At 71.7% G+C, this 15,080-nt stretch carries 15 protein-coding genes; 8 read left to right on the top strand and 7 right to left on the bottom strand.

What is annotated here, in order from left to right:
* Nucleotides 1-178 precede the first annotated feature (178 nt).
* Nucleotides 179-1,978, top strand: a complete 1,800-nt coding sequence (locus Acy02nite_RS20085; RefSeq protein ID WP_203742685.1) for a S8 family peptidase — start codon at nucleotides 179-181, stop codon at nucleotides 1,976-1,978.
* A gap of 121 nt (nucleotides 1,979-2,099) precedes the next feature.
* On the opposite strand, the gene Acy02nite_RS20080 is transcribed toward Acy02nite_RS20085, so the two are convergent.
* Entirely contained in the window at nucleotides 2,100-2,582 is a 483-nt protein-coding gene (locus tag Acy02nite_RS20080; protein WP_203742684.1) for an NADPH-dependent FMN reductase, read from the bottom strand.
* Nucleotides 2,583-2,821: 239 nt separating this feature from the next.
* Here Acy02nite_RS20080 and Acy02nite_RS20075 point away from each other — a divergent pair, with 239 nt between their 5' ends.
* Nucleotides 2,822-3,385 carry a winged helix-turn-helix domain-containing protein gene (locus Acy02nite_RS20075; RefSeq protein ID WP_425548228.1) on the top strand — a complete coding sequence of 188 codons (564 nt, stop codon included), beginning with the start codon at nucleotides 2,822-2,824 and terminating at the stop codon, nucleotides 3,383-3,385.
* A 187-nt stretch (nucleotides 3,386-3,572) separates the two neighbouring features.
* Nucleotides 3,573-4,613: a S1 family peptidase gene (locus tag Acy02nite_RS20070; RefSeq protein ID WP_203742683.1), complete on the top strand. Its 1,041-nt coding sequence runs from the start codon at nucleotides 3,573-3,575 to the stop codon at nucleotides 4,611-4,613.
* Nucleotides 4,614-4,728: 115 nt separating this feature from the next.
* Here the strand turns inward: Acy02nite_RS20070 and Acy02nite_RS20065 are convergent, their stop codons facing one another.
* Entirely contained in the window at nucleotides 4,729-5,748 is a 1,020-nt protein-coding gene (locus tag Acy02nite_RS20065; RefSeq protein ID WP_203742682.1) for a hypothetical protein, read from the bottom strand.
* A 188-nt stretch (nucleotides 5,749-5,936) separates the two neighbouring features.
* Here Acy02nite_RS20065 and Acy02nite_RS20060 point away from each other — a divergent pair, with 188 nt between their 5' ends.
* A complete protein-coding gene (locus Acy02nite_RS20060) occupies nucleotides 5,937-6,839 on the top strand; it encodes a serine hydrolase (RefSeq protein WP_307872288.1) in 903 nt (300 codons plus the stop codon).
* On the opposite strand, the gene Acy02nite_RS20055 is transcribed toward Acy02nite_RS20060, so the two are convergent.
* The 3 genes from Acy02nite_RS20055 to Acy02nite_RS20045 are packed head-to-tail and all read right to left on the bottom strand — an operon-like array spanning nucleotide 6,829 to nucleotide 8,671.
* Nucleotides 6,829-7,401 carry a DedA family protein gene (locus Acy02nite_RS20055; protein WP_203742681.1) on the bottom strand — a complete coding sequence of 191 codons (573 nt, stop codon included), beginning with the start codon at nucleotides 7,399-7,401 and terminating at the stop codon, nucleotides 6,829-6,831. The genes Acy02nite_RS20060 and Acy02nite_RS20055 overlap by 11 nt on opposite strands.
* The gene (locus tag Acy02nite_RS20050; protein WP_203742680.1) at nucleotides 7,398-8,174 is read right to left on the bottom strand and encodes an MBL fold metallo-hydrolase; all 777 of its coding nucleotides are present in this window, start codon (nucleotides 8,172-8,174) and stop codon (nucleotides 7,398-7,400) included. The genes Acy02nite_RS20055 and Acy02nite_RS20050 overlap by 4 nt, the downstream gene beginning before the upstream one ends.
* A complete protein-coding gene (locus tag Acy02nite_RS20045; RefSeq protein ID WP_203742678.1) occupies nucleotides 8,171-8,671 on the bottom strand; it encodes a DUF1990 domain-containing protein in 501 nt (166 codons plus the stop codon). The genes Acy02nite_RS20050 and Acy02nite_RS20045 overlap by 4 nt, the downstream gene beginning before the upstream one ends.
* Nucleotides 8,672-8,747: 76 nt before the next feature.
* On the opposite strand from Acy02nite_RS20045, the gene Acy02nite_RS20040 reads away from it, so the two are divergent.
* Genes Acy02nite_RS20040 through Acy02nite_RS20025 form a run of 4 tightly spaced genes read left to right on the top strand, consistent with a single transcriptional unit; the run spans nucleotide 8,748 to nucleotide 13,015 of the window.
* Nucleotides 8,748-9,695, top strand: a complete 948-nt coding sequence (locus Acy02nite_RS20040; RefSeq protein ID WP_239175036.1) for a diacylglycerol/lipid kinase family protein — start codon at nucleotides 8,748-8,750, stop codon at nucleotides 9,693-9,695.
* Entirely contained in the window at nucleotides 9,692-10,696 is a 1,005-nt protein-coding gene (locus tag Acy02nite_RS20035; RefSeq protein ID WP_203742676.1) for a YihY/virulence factor BrkB family protein, read from the top strand. The genes Acy02nite_RS20040 and Acy02nite_RS20035 overlap by 4 nt, the downstream gene beginning before the upstream one ends.
* Before the next feature lie 35 nt (nucleotides 10,697-10,731).
* A complete protein-coding gene (locus tag Acy02nite_RS20030; protein ID WP_203742675.1) occupies nucleotides 10,732-12,189 on the top strand; it encodes a phosphatase PAP2 family protein in 1,458 nt (485 codons plus the stop codon).
* Between the two features lie 46 nt (nucleotides 12,190-12,235).
* On the top strand, nucleotides 12,236-13,015 hold the full coding sequence (locus tag Acy02nite_RS20025; protein WP_239175035.1) for an endonuclease/exonuclease/phosphatase family protein: 780 nt from the start codon (nucleotides 12,236-12,238) through the stop codon (nucleotides 13,013-13,015).
* Between the two features lie 217 nt (nucleotides 13,016-13,232).
* Here the strand turns inward: Acy02nite_RS20025 and Acy02nite_RS20020 are convergent, their stop codons facing one another.
* Nucleotides 13,233-14,525: an ammonium transporter gene (locus tag Acy02nite_RS20020; protein WP_203742673.1), complete on the bottom strand. Its 1,293-nt coding sequence runs from the start codon at nucleotides 14,523-14,525 to the stop codon at nucleotides 13,233-13,235.
* Nucleotides 14,526-14,582: 57 nt separating this feature from the next.
* Nucleotides 14,583-15,053, bottom strand: a complete 471-nt coding sequence (locus tag Acy02nite_RS20015) for a GNAT family N-acetyltransferase (protein ID WP_203742672.1) — start codon at nucleotides 15,051-15,053, stop codon at nucleotides 14,583-14,585.
* Between the last annotated feature and the right edge of the window lie 27 nt (nucleotides 15,054-15,080).

Genomic DNA, 15,080 nt, shown 5'->3' with positions numbered 1-15,080 from the left:
CCGGGCAGCGAAGCCGGTGCGGGCTGGGCCGGTCGCCGGCTTTCAGGGGACCGGGTAGCGAGGCTGGTGCGGGCGGCCGGGCGGCTTTCGGGGGACTTAGCGGCGCGGAGTTGGTGCGGGCTGGGGGTAGGACGGGTTCGGTGCTCAAGGGGTCGGGTCCGCGGTCGATCAACGCGGCATGCGTAAGTGGACCCTCGGTGCGTTCCTGACCTCGGCGGTAGCCGCCTCGGCTGCTCTGGCAGCGCCTGCCCCCGCGTTCGCCGCAGGGAACGTCATCGGGGCCGACGCGCCCGGCGCCGTGCCCGGGCGGTACATCGTGACGATGAAGCACCGCGGAACAACCCCGGCCGTGCACAGCCTCGGCACCGGCAGGGTGCTGCGCAGCTTCCACACGATCCCCGGGTACGCGGCGCAGCTGACCGCGGCCGAGGCCCGCCGGCTGGCGGCGGAACCGTCGGTGCGCTCGGTGGAGCAGGACCGGCGGGTGCGGATCGCGGGCATGGAGGGAAACCAGGCATGGAGCCGGGACCGGCCGGCGCGGGTCGCGGATACGCAGGGGAGCCCGGCGCGAGGTGAGGACCGGCTGGTACGGATTGCGGGTACGCAGAAGAACCCGGCCTGGGGGCTGGACCGGATCGATCAGCGCGCCACGAAGGTGTCCGGGGCATTCACGCCGACCGACGACGGTTCCGCGGTGCACGCGTACGTGATCGACACCGGCATCCGGATCTCGCACCAGGAGTTCGGTGGCCGGGCGACGTACGGTTACGACTTCGCGGACGGCGACAGCAACGCCTCCGACTGCAACGGCCACGGTACGCACGTGGCCGGCACCATCGGCGGCACGCACTACGGGGTTGCCAAGAAGGTGCGGCTGGTCGCGGTCCGGGTGCTGGACTGCGACGGCGGTGGCTACCTGTCCGACGTGATCGACGGTGTGGACTGGGTGACCGAGAACGCGGTCCGGCCGGCCGTGGCGAACATGAGCCTGGGCGGCGGCCTCAGCCCGTCCCTGGACTTCGCGGTGGAGGAGTCGATCGCGTCCGGCGTGACGTACGTGGTGGCGGCCGGAAACGAGAACACGAGCGCGACGTCGAGCAGCCCGGCGGACGTGGCCGCGGCGATCACCGTGGGTGCGACCGACGGCCGGGATCGACGGGCCTACTTCTCCAACTACGGCGGCGCGGTCGACATCTTCGCGCCGGGCGTGAACATCCGCTCGTCGGTGTCGAACGGGAACACGGCGACGGCCGTCTACAGCGGCACGTCGATGGCTTCCCCGCACGTGGCGGGCGCGGCGGCGCTGATCCTGGACGCGAGCCCGTCGCTGAGCCCGGCGCAGGTGGCCGCGCGGCTCCTGGCGAACGCCACCACCGGCAAGGTCGCCGACCGCAAGGGGTCACCGAACCGGTTGCTCTTCGTCCCGGCGCCGCCCGCGAAGCCGGTCATCGCGACTGCTCGCGCGGCTACGGGCACGGTCGGTACGCCGTACGGCGGAAGGGTGAATCTGACGGTGGGACGCGCCGGGACCTGGTCGGTCGCGTCGGGCAGCATGCCGCCGGGCCTGAAGCTGAACGGGTCCGGAGTGATCAGCGGGACCCCGTCCGCGCCCGGGAACTACTCGGTGACCGTGCGGTTCACCGACTACGTGCCGCAGGCGGTCACCCGGACGATCGTGATCCCGGTCGTGGCGGACGCTCCGGTGATCGACGACACGGCGCTGCCGGCGGGGCTGGCGGAGGTGGCCTACGAGGCGCAGTTGACCACACTGGACGAGCGGACCGGCACGTGGGCGGTGACCTCCGGCGCCCTGCCGGCCGGGCTGATGCTGGACCCGGCCACCGGCGTGATCGGCGGAGTCCCGGGAGCGCTCGAGGGAGAGACGACGACCTTCACGGTCACCTTCACCGACGCGTGGGGCGGCGCGGCCTCCCAGGAGTTCACGATGACGATCGACCCGGCTTACGAGCAGGAGTGAGGCGGTAAGAAGGATCGACCCGGCGTACGAGCAGGAGTGAGCCGGATGCGACCGCCGCCTCCCGGAGCGAACGGGCGGCGGCGGTCACACGTACCGAAAGGCGTTACCAGCCGAAAAGGCGTTACCAGTCGACGGCGGCGGCGTACTTCTGGGCGATTGCCGCTGTCTCCGGGAGGTCCGCCTCGACCACCGGGAGCCCGGGCTGGATCACTGTCGCCCCGAGCTCGGTAAGGAGTTGGCGCAGCAGCGCCTCGGCGGCCGTGGCCTGCGGCGCGACGCCGGCGGTGACGACCGGCACGGCGCGTTTGCCGGCGAGGGCCTGGTTCTGCAGCTGGTCCAGCAGGACCTTGAGCACCCCGGTGTAGCTGCCCTTGTACGTGGGGGTGGCCACGACCAGCAGGTCCGCGGCGTTCAGCGCGGCCACCGCGGCGGCGGTCGGCTCGTCGCCCTTGGTGAGCAGCCCGGCGCCGAACTCACCGACCTCGATCACGGTGGGCGCGGGCGCGCCGAGCCGGGTGGCGATCGCCTCCCCGACCGCGATGGCCAGGGCCGAGGTTCGTGACCCGGCGCGTGGATTGCCGGACACCACAACGATTCCTGTCATCGGCTTCCCCTCAGATGTCCACCAATTGAGAATTTCTGGTCCTGTCCCACACTGCGGGGTCGTCAGGATCTGGTCAACGGTGATCCCAAATCCTAGTAAGAGCATGGGCGAAGTGGGCAAATGGCGGTCGTCGATGCCGCTACGGGCCGGTCGGGGCCCCGCTGGGCCTGGTGTGATGTGGCGCGCGTGACTACCATGCGGTATGCCTATCTAACAGATAGGAATTGTATCCTTGTCACGTGCCGCCGACCCGGTGGCAGTCGCCGTCGAAGGAGTCGCACATGTCCGCGCTCGCCATCGCCCATCCGCGCGCCACCCATCCTCGCCCCGAGCTGCGACCGGTGCCCGACCTGACGGACGAGGCGCCGGTCACCGTCACGATCAGCATCGCCGGGGGCGCCGGCGGTCGCGACCGGGTGCTGGCCGCGCTGCGGGAGCTGGTCGACGCGGCCGGCGCCGGCGCCGCGGTCGAGGTCGGCGCGCCTGCTGCCGCCGACACCAAGGACGGTGAGATCGTGCTGGACCCGCGGGCGCGCACCGCCCTGCGCGACGGCGCGCGGCTAGACCTCAGCCGGTTGGAGTACGACCTGCTGCTGTTCCTGGCCCAGCACCCGCGCCAGGTGTTCAGCCGGACGCAGTTGCTCACCCATGTCTGGGGTCACCGGCACACCACCAATCGGACCGTGGACGTGCACGTGAGCCGGCTGCGCACCAAGCTGGACGACCCGGAGTTGATCACGACGGTGTACGGGCTCGGCTACCGGCTGGCCGACAACGCGCCCATCGCCGTCCAGGAACGGTGAGGTGCCTGCATCCCGAAGGAGTCATAGCCCGACGCTATGGGGCGTAGGTTTTCCCAGGTCAACAGGGACTTGATCACTGTCGTGGCTGGTTGGACACCCCTTGCGGTTTAATCGATCACTTTAAATACTTGCGAGCATGGGCATGCCGGACCGGTGTGCCACCTACCCAATCCCCCTGGGAGGAAACGTGCTCAACCCGAAGCTTCGCCGACCGATCGTCGGCCTGGCGGTTGGCATTCTCGTGGGCAGCGGCCTGGTCGCCACGTCACCCGCCACGGCAGCCCCGGCCGTGGGTGACGCGTCCTTCGCGCCGTCCGCGCTGGCCAGCAAGCTGGACGACCAGTTGGGCACCCGTGACGCCGGGACCTACCTGGACAGCTCCGGCAAGCTGGTGGTCAACGTCACCGACGCGGCCACGGCGGCCGAGGTGACCAAGGCCGGCGCCACTCCGCGCTACGTGAGCCGCAGCGGCGCCACGCTCGCCGCCGCCGATGCCAGCCTGAAGACGAACCTCAAGACCCCCGGCACGGCGTTCGCCGTCGATCCGGTCAGCAACCAGGTCGTCGTCAGCGTCGACGAGAGCGTCACCGGCGCCAAGCTGGCCGCGGTCAAGGCGACCGTCGCCAAGCTCGGCGACAACGCGCGGATCGAGACCGTCTCCGGCACGATCAGCACCCGGATCTCCGGCGGCGACGCGATCTACGCCGGTGGCGGCCGTTGCTCGCTCGGCTTCAACGTGCGCAACAGCTCGGGCGTCAACTACTTCCTGACCGCGGGCCACTGCACGAACATCGGCGCGACCTGGACCAACGGGTCCACCACGCTGGGCACCCGGGCCGGCACCAGCTTCCCCGGCAACGACTACGGCATCGTCCGCTACACCAACACGACGATCACCAAGTCGGGCGCGGTCGGCTCCCAGGACATCACCTCGGCCGGCACCCCGGCGGTCGGCGCCACGGTCTACCGCCGCGGCTCCACCACGGGCATCCACTCCGGTCGCGTCACGGCGTTGAACAGCACGGTCAACTACGCCGAGGGCTCCGTCTCCGGCCTCATCCGGACCACCGTCTGCGCCGAGCCGGGCGACAGCGGCGGCTCCCTCTACTCCGGGACCACCGCGCTGGGCCTGACCTCGGGCGGCAGTGGCAACTGCTCCTCCGGCGGCGTCACCTACTTCCAGCCGGTCGTCGAGCCGCTGAGCGTCTACGGCGTCTCGGTCTTCTGATCGGATTCCCGCTCCGGCACCGGAGACAAGAATGCCGGCCCTCCCTGCGAGGGCCGGCATTTCTCACGTTCAAACCGATTTCCCGGTACGGCCATGGCCGTACCGGAGAATCGGGTCAGCCTTTGATGTGGTGGTCCTCGGTGCGCTCCTCGCCGCGTCGGCGCAGCAGCCTGAGGCCGGGCAGGCCGGCGATCGCCAGGTGCAGGTCCTCGGTGACCTCGAGGAGCTTGTGCAGGTCGGGGCCGACCTGATCGAGCTTGTTGAGCAGCGGCATCACGTCGTTGACCATGTGGTCGCGCAGCGCCGGGAGCTCGTCGACCATCTTGATCGCCGCGGTGACCTCCTCCGGCGTCAGCTCGTCGACGAAACGGGCGGCCAGCGGCGCCGCCTTGCGCAGCGTCGGCTCGTAGTCGTCGAGGAGCTCGGTGGCGACGCTCGCGGCCTGGTCGGCGCGCACGACGACCCGCGAGGCCCGCTCGGCGACGGTCGCCGCCTCGTCCACGATGCCGCGGGCCGCGGCGCTCACCTGGCCGGCCTCGGTCACGAGGTCGCGGGCGGCGCTGCTGATCGAACCCGCGTCGGTGACAACGCCCCGGGCCGCCGCGCTGACCGCGCCCGCCTCCGCGACGATCTCGGCGGCCGAGGTGGTCAGCGAGCCGGCCTCGATGACGATCGAGCCGGCCGCGTCGGCGGTGGTGGCGGCCCGGCGGACCAGATCACCGGCCGCGGTCGAGATGGCGCCGGCCTCGTCGATGGTGAGCGCCGCGGCCGTGCTGATCGCGCGCACCTCGCCGAGCAGCGCCTCGGCCGCGGTGGTGATCGTGCGGACCTCGGCGATCGCCGCGCCGGCGTCGGTGGTGACAGTGCGGACGCCGGTGATCGCACTCTCCGCCGCGGTGGTCACCACGGTCACCCGGGAGAGCAGGTCCTCCACCTGGCCGATCGCCAGCCCGGCTCGGTTGACCAGCAGCTCCGCCTGACCGAGCAGGCTCAGGGCACGCACCGGAACGCTGGCCACGGCACCCGCTGTCTCGATCACCTGGCCGATCGCGGCGCGGGTCAGGTCGGCGGCGACGACCGGCGCGGCCAGCGCGGCGCGGGACATCTGGACGGCTCGGGACAGCAGTGACGCCATGCCCCCATTCTGCGCCCCGCGAGCACGCCCGGCGCGGCGGAGCGGCCAAGGGGAGACGGACGGCACGCCCCGGCGCGGGGTGACGGACCGTGGCGAGGCCGCGCCGGACGGTGGAAATCCGGATGATCCCGCATGATTCACAGCCGACAGGGCCGCCATCAGCCGCCTGAAGACGGCATCATGCATGCGTGCGGAGTTCCTCGAAGTGGCTCGTGACGATGGCGGTCGTGATCGTCCTGGGAGGTGTTGCCTTGCTCGCCAAGGGCGTGTTCGGCGGCGACAGCGCCGCTGCCACCTTCTTGACCGGCGGCACCTCGGCGGGGTCGCCGTCCCCGGCCGGGCCGAGCAAGGAGGAGCTGGCGAGGGCAGCCTGGGAGAAGAAGGCGAAGACGCTGGACGCGGCGCTGACCAAGTACGCCGCGACCGTCCCCGAGTTCTCGCTGGCCGTCCTCGACAAGAAGACCGGCTTGACGTACGCGTTTCGTGGCGACGAGAAGTACGAGACCGCCAGCATCGTCAAGGTGCAGGTGCTCTCCTGCCTGCTGCTGACCGCACAGGACACCGGCCGCAAGCTCACCTCGCAGGAGGACGCCTGGGCCAAGAACATGATCCGCAACAGCGACAACGACTCCACCACCGCGCTCTTCAAGAAGCTGGGCAAGCAGTCCGCCATCCAGAAGTGCGACAAGCGCCTCGGCCTGACCGCGACGACGGTGAACAGCTCGTGGGGCCTGACCCGGACCACGGCCGAGGACCAGGTGAAGCTGCTCGCCCAGCTGGTGTCGGACGCCAGCCCGTTGTCGGCGTCGTCCCGGCAGTACGCGCACACGCTGATGAGCACGGTCAACCCGAAGCAACGGTGGGGTGTCCCGGCCGCGGCGAAGGACGGTGAGCAGTTCACCGTGAAGAACGGCTGGCTGCAGCGGTCGACCGAGAACGGCCTCTGGATCATCAACTCGGTCGGCCGGATCACCGGTGACGACGTCGACGTCTCGATCGCGGTGCTCTCCCACCTGAACAAGACCGACACCAGCGGCTACAAGATGGTGGAGACGGCGGCGAAGATGACCCGGACCCACCTCAAGTACTAGCGGCGGCCGACCGGCGCTTGGTCCACCAGCTCACCGCCTGGTTGACGACGAGGATCAGGGCGATCGCGGCGACGATGCCCTGCCACGGCTGCGGGAAGATCGAGCCGCCGGCCACCCCGATCGCGGCGTAGACGACCGACCACAGCGCGCAGGCCGGCAGGTTGGCGCTCACGAACGTGCGCCAGGAGAGACCCGCGAAGGCGGCCGCGAGCAGCACCGGGACGCGGCCGCCGGGGATCAGGCGGGACACCAGGAGCACCTGGATCTCGTGGGCCTTCAACCTCTCCTTGACCGAGGCCAGGTGCTCCTCGTCGCGCAGCCAGCGCAGCCGCCGGGCGAGTTGCTCGCCGCCGAACCGGCACATCGCGTACATCACCAGGTCACCGGCGTACGCGCCGGCCGCGCCCGCCGCGATCACGAGGGCGATCGTCACCGGGTGATGCTCGTGGAAGGCGAGCGCGGCGCCGCTGCTGACCGCCGCCCCGGTCGGCACGACCGGGATGATCGCGCCGAAGCAGACCACCGCGAAGAGCCAGGCCAGCGCACCGAGCGTGGCGATCACGCGGCCGGCCCCAGAGCCAGCGTCCCGCCGTGGGCCAGGACCCGGACCCGCGTCTCCGGCGAGGTGCGCGCGGCCAGCTCGGCGAACCGGCTGCCCGGCTCGGCGAACATGTGCTGCCGCACCCGGCCCATCCCGATCGGCCACAGCGTGCCGTAGTGCACCGGCACCGCCCAGGACGCCTTCACCCGCCGCAGCGCCTCGGCGCCGTCGACCGGGTCGAGGTGCCCGTGCGCCGCCAGCGTCGGCCCCCAGCCGCCGACCGGGATCAGCGCCAGGTCGAGCGGCCCGAGGTCGTGCATCTCGTCGAACAGGCCGGTGTCCCCGGCATACCAGGTGCGGGACTCGCCCTCGACCACGAAGCCGATGGCGGCGGCCCGCTGCCGGGACCACGGGCCACGTCCGCCGTCGTGCGCGGCCGGGACGGCACGCACCCGCACCGCGCCGACCTCGACCTCGTCACCGGGCCCGACCTCGACGCACCGGCGCGCCACCTCCCGGCCGAGAGCTCGCGCGGTGAAGGCGGCCGCTCCGCGGGGCACGATCAGAAGCGGACTCCCGGGCACGGCCTTGAGCGACCCGACGTGGAAATGGTCGGCGTGCAGGTGCGAGAGCAGGATCACGTCCGGAGCGCCGGGGAGCCGTGGCGACGGGCCGGCCATCCGCCGCAGATGCGCGAGCCGATCGGTGAGCACCGGGTCGGTGAGCAGCGTGACACCCGAGTCGGCGAGCCAGACGGTGCTGTGGCCCCACCAGGTGACCGATGTCGTGCTCACCGGCCCACGGTACCCAGCCGCCGGAGCACCTGTCCGCACCGGAACGCGTACGCCCGCTGGGCGAGCACCGCGAACGGGCCGGCCAGGCGCATCAGCGCGCCGGCCGGGCGGCTGAACGCGGTGACCGCGAACCACACGCCGCCGCGCTCGTCACGCTCGACGACGAACGCCTCCTCGCCGGTCGCCGGGTGGCCGGGCAGTGTTCCGTACCCAAATCCGATCTTGTCGTCCTCCTGGGTGGTCCAGACCACCTCGCAAGGGGCACTGACCGGGCCGAGGCCGATGGTGAGGCGCACGCCGGGGGCGGCGCGCCGCGCGTCGGTGCGGATCGTCGCCCCGGTGGCGCGGTGCATCCGGAAGGTCAGGACCGCCTCGCCCGCGGTGCTGAAGACCCTCTCGCCGGAGCCGAGGCGCGTCCGATGGCGCAGGTGGCGGTATCCGTCCGGCAGCGGTCCGGTCCGGGTGAGGCCGATCTGGGGGTACGTCAAGCGGGTCACCCGGAAAAGTGTGCCCTTCCCGGGACCGGATGATGCCTGAGTCGCAGCTGTGACGTTGCTCGGGCAAAATGTGGCCGTGACAGGACCTCGCTCGGCCGTTGTGGTGAACCCCGCCAAGGTGGCCGATCTCGATCATTTCCGGCGCACCACCCGGTCCACCCTGACGAGGGCCGGCTGGCCCGAGCCCGCGTGGTACGAGACGACCCCGGAGGACACCGGCCGCGGCCAGGCGAAGAAGGCCGTCGCCGAGGGGGCCGAGCTGGTCTTCGCCTGCGGCGGCGACGGCACGGTGACCGCCGTGGTGACCGCGCTCACCGGCACCGGCGTGGCCCTCGCGGTGCTGCCCGCCGGCACCGGGAACCTGCTCGCGGCCAACCTCGGGCTGGGCACCGACCCGGCGACCGGGCTGCAGGTCGCGCTCGAGGGCGGCCGCCGCAAGATCGACGTCGGCGTGATCGGCGACCAGTGCTTCGTGGTGATGGCCGGGATGGGCTTCGACGCCATGATGCTGCAGGACACCTCGGAGCGGGCGAAACGGCGCATCGGCTGGCCGGCGTACCTGTTCGGGGCGGCCAAGCACCTGCTGGACCGGCCGATGCGGGTGCGGATCCGGCTCGACGGGGGTGCGCCGATGCCCCGCCGCGCGCAGACCGTGATCGTCGGCAACGTGGGCCGCTTGCAGGGCGGGGTGCGGCTGCTCAAGCGGGCGGTGCCCGACGACGGGCGGCTCAACGTGGCGATCGTGAGCCCGAACAACCTGGTGCACTGGGCGTGGCTGATCGCCGGGGTGGCCAGCCGGCGCGAGCGCGTGCCACGGATGGAGACGTACACCGCGTCCCGGGTGGAGATCTACAGCAACCACGCGCAGCCCCGGCAGCTCGACGGCGATCTCATCGCCGCGGGCAAGGCCATGAAGATCTCCGTACGCCACAAGGCCCTTCTGCTCTGTGTGCCGCAGCCGGACGCGGATCCGGACCTCGCCTACGACGCGCGGGCCGTCGCCAAGCGGGCCGAGGCGCGATGAGCAGCACCGAGCCGGTCCCCGAGACCAAGACGATGGCCGGGGACGAGTTGTCGGCCGACGACGCGTACCTGGCGCTGCGCAACTACGGCGGGTGGCCGCTGCTGCGGGACGCGTTCATCCGCTTCCGGTACGGCGACGGGTTCAGTCACTCGCGGGCCTTCGCACTGCAGCTGTGCCTGGCGATCGTGCCGTTCCTGATCGCCCTCTCCGGGCTCGCCACCGACCTGGGCGTGGAGGCCGGCGGCGAGGTCGTGGCGGACACGGTGATCGCGCTCACCCCGGGCGCGAGCGAGCCGGTGGTCCGCGAGCTGCTGGTGGACGACGACCGCACCGAGGACGCCGGCGAGGTGGCTCTGGTGCTCGGTCTGATCACCGGCCTGATCGCGCTGACCACCGCCATGGCCCAGGTCGAGCGCGGCGCCAACCGGATCTACGGTGTCGAGCGGGACCGGCCCGCGCTGTTCAAGTACACCCGGGCCACGGTGCTCGCGTTCACCGCCGGGCTGCCGGCGCTCTTCGGCTTCCTGATCCTGGTCGCGGGCCGGGCGGCCGGCGAGTCCGCCGAGGATCGTTTCCACATCGCCGGCTGGATCCGGGTCGGGTGGGACGTGGTGCGCTGGCCGCTGAGCCTGGCGCTGATCGTCTTCGCGGTCGGCGCGCTGTTCCGGCACTCACCGCGGCGCCAGCAGCCGGCGCTGTCCTGGCTGCTGTTCGGCGCGGTGGTGGCGACCGTCCTGTGGTGGATGGCGAGCCTGCTGCTGGCCGGGTATGTGCGGGTCAGCGGCAGCTTCGGCGCGACCTACGGCCCGCTCACTGCGATGATGGCGCTGCTGCTCTGGGCGAACCTCACCGGGATGGCGTTCTTCCTGGGCCTGGCGTTCGCGGCCCAGCTGGAGGCCCGCCGGGTCGGGGCGAAACCGGCCCAGCCGGACCAGTGGGAGCCGCGCGAGGACGTGCCCCAGCAGCGCACCGCCGGTGTACCGAGCGACTCCACGGGGTAAGAGACGCGGCACCCCGACCACCCTGGGAGCGTGCCGTGTCGTCTGACAATCGCCTCGTGGAACGGACCGGCTGGGCGCCGGTCCGGCACTTCGCCGAGCGCAGCGTTCTCGGCTTGATCGCGGTGATCGCGGTCGGCCTCGGGTTCGCCGCGTTGCTGCTGCTCGTGCGGTTCCACTGGACGCCGCTGCAGGATCTGGACCACGCCGTCGCCGACGGGCTCAACCGTCAGGTCGCCGGGTCCGGCACCGCGGTCAAGGTGCTGCAACAGATCTCGTCGTTCGGCGGGCGGGTCTTCATGATCTCGCTGGTCACCATCGTGGTCGCGGTGCTGCTCATCCGGCGGCGGCAGCGGCTCGCGCTCTACCTGATCGTCACCGGGGCCGGGGCGATGATCCTCGACCCGTCCCTGAAGACGCTGGTCGGGCGGGTCCGCCCGGTGGTGGAGTCGCCCGTCGCACACGCCCCCGGCAACAGCTTCCCCAGCGGGCACGCGCTCGGCTCGATGGTGGTCTACGGGATGCTCGCACTGGCGCTCCTCCCGGCCGTACGGCGGAAATGGCGTCCGGTGTTCCTCGGCCTGATCGCACTGATCGTGGCGCTGATCGGGTTCAGCAGGATCGCGCTCGGCGTGCACTTCCTCTCCGACGTGCTCGCCGGGTGGCTGCTCGGCATCGCGTGGATCAGCACCACGGCGTACGCGTTCCGGGTCTGGCGCCGCGAGACCGGGCACACCCCGTCGCGGCCGGCCGTGGAGGGCCTCGAGCCGGAAGCCGCCCGGGATCTCGAACTGGCGCCGGCCGAGAAGGCCGTGCTGCCGCACCCGTGGGTCAAGGGCGCGGAGATCCTGGTCGGGTGGGTGCTGACGTTCGGCCTGCTCTACGGGGTCGGCTTCACCGTCACGCGGTGGAACCCCAGTTGGGACGACGGGTTCTGCCGCTGGCTGCAGACCTTCCGCACCCCTGATCTGGACAAGCTGAGCTGGCTGTGGAGCAAGGCCGGCGACACCCACGCGATCCTGGCGATCTCCCTGGTCTTCTGCCCGCTGGCGCTCGCCCTGTGGCGGCAGTGGCGGCCCGTGCTGTTCGTGGTGCTGGCCATGATGGGCGAACTCACCCTGTTCCTGACCAGCGCCGCCGCGGTGGGCCGGCCGCGACCCGGCGTCGAGCAGCTTGACGGGCAGATGCCGACGTCGTCGTTCCCCTCCGGGCACATCGCCGCGACGATCTGCCTGTGGAGCGTGATCGCGATCATCGTGACGGCCCGGGTGCGTCAGCCGTGGCGGTGGGTGTTCCCGGTGCTCGCGGTGCTGATGCCGCTCGGGGTGGCGGTGTCCCGGATGTACCGCGGCATGCACCACCCGACCGACGTGTTCGGCGCCTGCCTGCTCGCGGCGGCCTGGCTGTCGGTGCTCTGGTGGGTCGTCCGGCCGAACGCGCACGCCGTCACCGCCCACGAGGCCGCGGTGGAGAACCGGCAGCTGGTGGTGGCCTGATGGTGCTCGACGACCCTTCCCTCGGAGGTCAACGATGCTGCGCTTCATGACGTGGAACATCAAGACCGGTGGGGTGGACCGCGGGCAGCGCTTCCGGCTGCCGGCCATCGCCGAGGTGATCGCCGCGGAGAAACCCGACATCCTGTGCCTTCAGGAGCTGCGGGACTTCACCCGCAACGACGAGCGGCGGATGACCGAGCTGGCCGGGGCGGTCGGGATGACGGCGCACCTGGCCCGGTCCCTGATCGGGATGCCGGTGGCGGTGCTGATCCGTGACCCGCTGGTGTTCACGCACACGGCGAGCGTCACCTGGCGGCTGCACCACGCGGCCGCGGTCGCCGTGATCGCCACCACGAGTGGGCCGTTGACGGTGGTCAGCGCACATCTGAACCCGTTCTCGCCGTACCGCCGGATGCGGGAGGCCCGATGGCTCGCCGCCCGCTACGTCGATTCCTCCGCGCGTGTCGTGGTCGCCGGGGACCTCAACGGGCTCGACCCGGTCAGCGACCACACCGAGGCGCTGGCCAGTCAGCACGCGCTGTTCCGCAAGCGGCACCTCTACCCCGACGGGCGGGTCGACAGCCGCGCCCTGGCGGCGTTCGGGTCGGCCGGGCTGGCCGACCTGTGGCGCTCGGCCGGCAGCGGGGACGGGCGGACCGTGCCGACCACGCAGGGCGGCGGGCGCGAGTTCGGCGGCATGCGCCTCGACTACGTGCTCGCGACGTCCTCGGTGGCGGAGCGCGCCCACGACATGCGGGTGGTCCGCGGCGGCCCCGCCGAGCACGCCTCCGACCACTATCCGGTCCGGGTCGATCTCGACCTGTGACCCGGCCGCCGGGCGGGTTCGCGAGCTTCGCCCGGGGCCGGCGTGGGCCGCGGTGTGGGGTTCCAGCTGGTCCTCATGGACGTTATTCGTGCCTCATTACGTCCATGAGGACCAGCTGGGGGCGGGAGCGCGGCTGGGGAGCGGGAACGGCGGTGCTCGCGGGAGTGCCAGGGGCGCGGGCTCACGGCGTACGCGCGAAGGGGGTTGATCTGCGGGGTCAGGCGTCGACCGGGCGGTGGATCGCGGGGCGGGAGGCGTGGCCGGAGTTGGCGCCGGTGACGCCGAGGTCGTAGGCGGATTCGCCGTGCACCGCCAGGTCGAGGCCACCGTGTTCGTGCTCGGGGTCGACGCGGAAGCCGATCGTGCGGTTCAGGACGGTCGCGACGATCCATGTGGCCGTGAACGAGAACGCCGCGACCGTGATCGCCGCGAGCGCCTGACGCCCGAACAGGGAGAGGCCGCCGCCGAAGAACAGGCCACGCGGGCCGCCCGTCGCCGTGGCGGTGGCGAACAGACCGATCAGGATCGTGCCGAGGAAGCCGCCGACGCCGTGCACGCCGGCCACGTCCAGGGAGTCGTCGAGGCCGAGCCGGTGCTTGAGGCCGACGACGTACCCGCACAGGGTGCCCGCGGCGACGCCGATCAGCAGGGCGCAGAACGGGTTCACCGAGCCGCACGCCGGGGTGATCGCGACCAGCCCGGCGACCGCGCCCGACGCCGCTCCGAGCGTGGTGGCATGGCCGTCACGCAGGCGTTCGACGATCAGCCAACCGGCGATGCCGGCGGCGCCGGAGACCTGGGTGTTGAAGAACGCGAGGGCCGCCGACCCGTTCGCGGCGAGCGCCGACCCGGCGTTGAAACCGAACCAGCCGAACCAGAGCAGCCCGGCGCCGAGCACGACCAGCGGCAGGCTGTGCGGGCGCATCGGCTCGGAGCGGAAGCCCAGCCGCTGACCGAGAACGATCGCCAGCGCCAGGCCGGACGCACCCGAGTTGATCTCGACGACGGTGCCGCCGGCCAGGTCGAGGATCCGCAGGTGGGCGGCGATCCAGCCGTCCGGGGTGAAGACCCAGTGCGCGATCGGTGCGTAGACCACCGTCACCCAGATCGCCACGAACACCACCCAGGTGCTGAACTTCGCCCGGTCCGCGATCGCGCCGCTGAGCAGGGCGGCCGTGATGATCGCGAACATCATCTGGAACGCCGCGAAGACCAGCGTCGGGGTCGAGCCGGTGATCGAATCCGGTCCGACGCCGGCCATCCCGGCCAGGCTGAGGTTGCCGATCAGGCCACCCCCGGTGTCCGGCCCGAACGCCAGCGAATACCCGAAGGTCACCCAGATCACGCTGACCACGGCCAGGCAGGCGAACGTCATCATCAGCATGTTCAGGGTGCTCTTGATGCGCACCATGCCGCCGTAGAAGAGGGCCAGGCCGGGGATCATCAGCAGCACCAGAGCGGCGCTGACCAGCAGCCAGGCGGTGTCCCCGGAGTTCAGGTGTGCGGGCATGCGGGTCAGCGTCACCGCGATCGGTTTCGGCCCGGGCACCCAGGGATTTCCGACGTGTTACAACCGGATCTCCAGGGTGATCTCGTCGCGGAGAGGGATGCCGTGCTCGCCGATCAGCGGGATCGACGGCTTGATCCGGCGGGCGGCGTCGACCGCGTCCGGCGCGACGGCCACGATCCGGAAGCCCCGGCGCTGGTAGAAGCGCAGCGCGTCCAGGTTGTCGTTGGTGGTCACCACCCAGAGCCGGGCCGGGGCGAGCTCCCGCGCGGCCTCGACCAGGGCGCTGCCCACGCCGGCGCCGGTGGTGAACGCGTTCAGCGAGACGATCTCCAGGGCGTCGCCGTCGAGGTGGTACGTCAGCAGGCCGGCGACCTCGCCGTCGCGCTCGGCGATCAGCGCGGGCAGCCCGGCAGCGTCGTATGTGACACCGTGCACCACCAGCAGCGAACCGTGCCACGCCTCGCTGACCAGGCGTTGCACCGTCGCACGATCGTCGGCCCCGGCACGCCGTACCCGCAGAGCGCTCATCCCGTCATCCAACCCGCATACTCGCGG

It is taken from the genome of Actinoplanes cyaneus, assembly GCF_016862095.1.
GTDB classification, from domain to species: domain Bacteria; phylum Actinomycetota; class Actinomycetes; order Mycobacteriales; family Micromonosporaceae; genus Actinoplanes; species Actinoplanes cyaneus.
The sequence above is the reverse complement of the archived record's forward strand: the minus strand, read 5'-3'. Positions and strand labels throughout refer to the sequence as shown.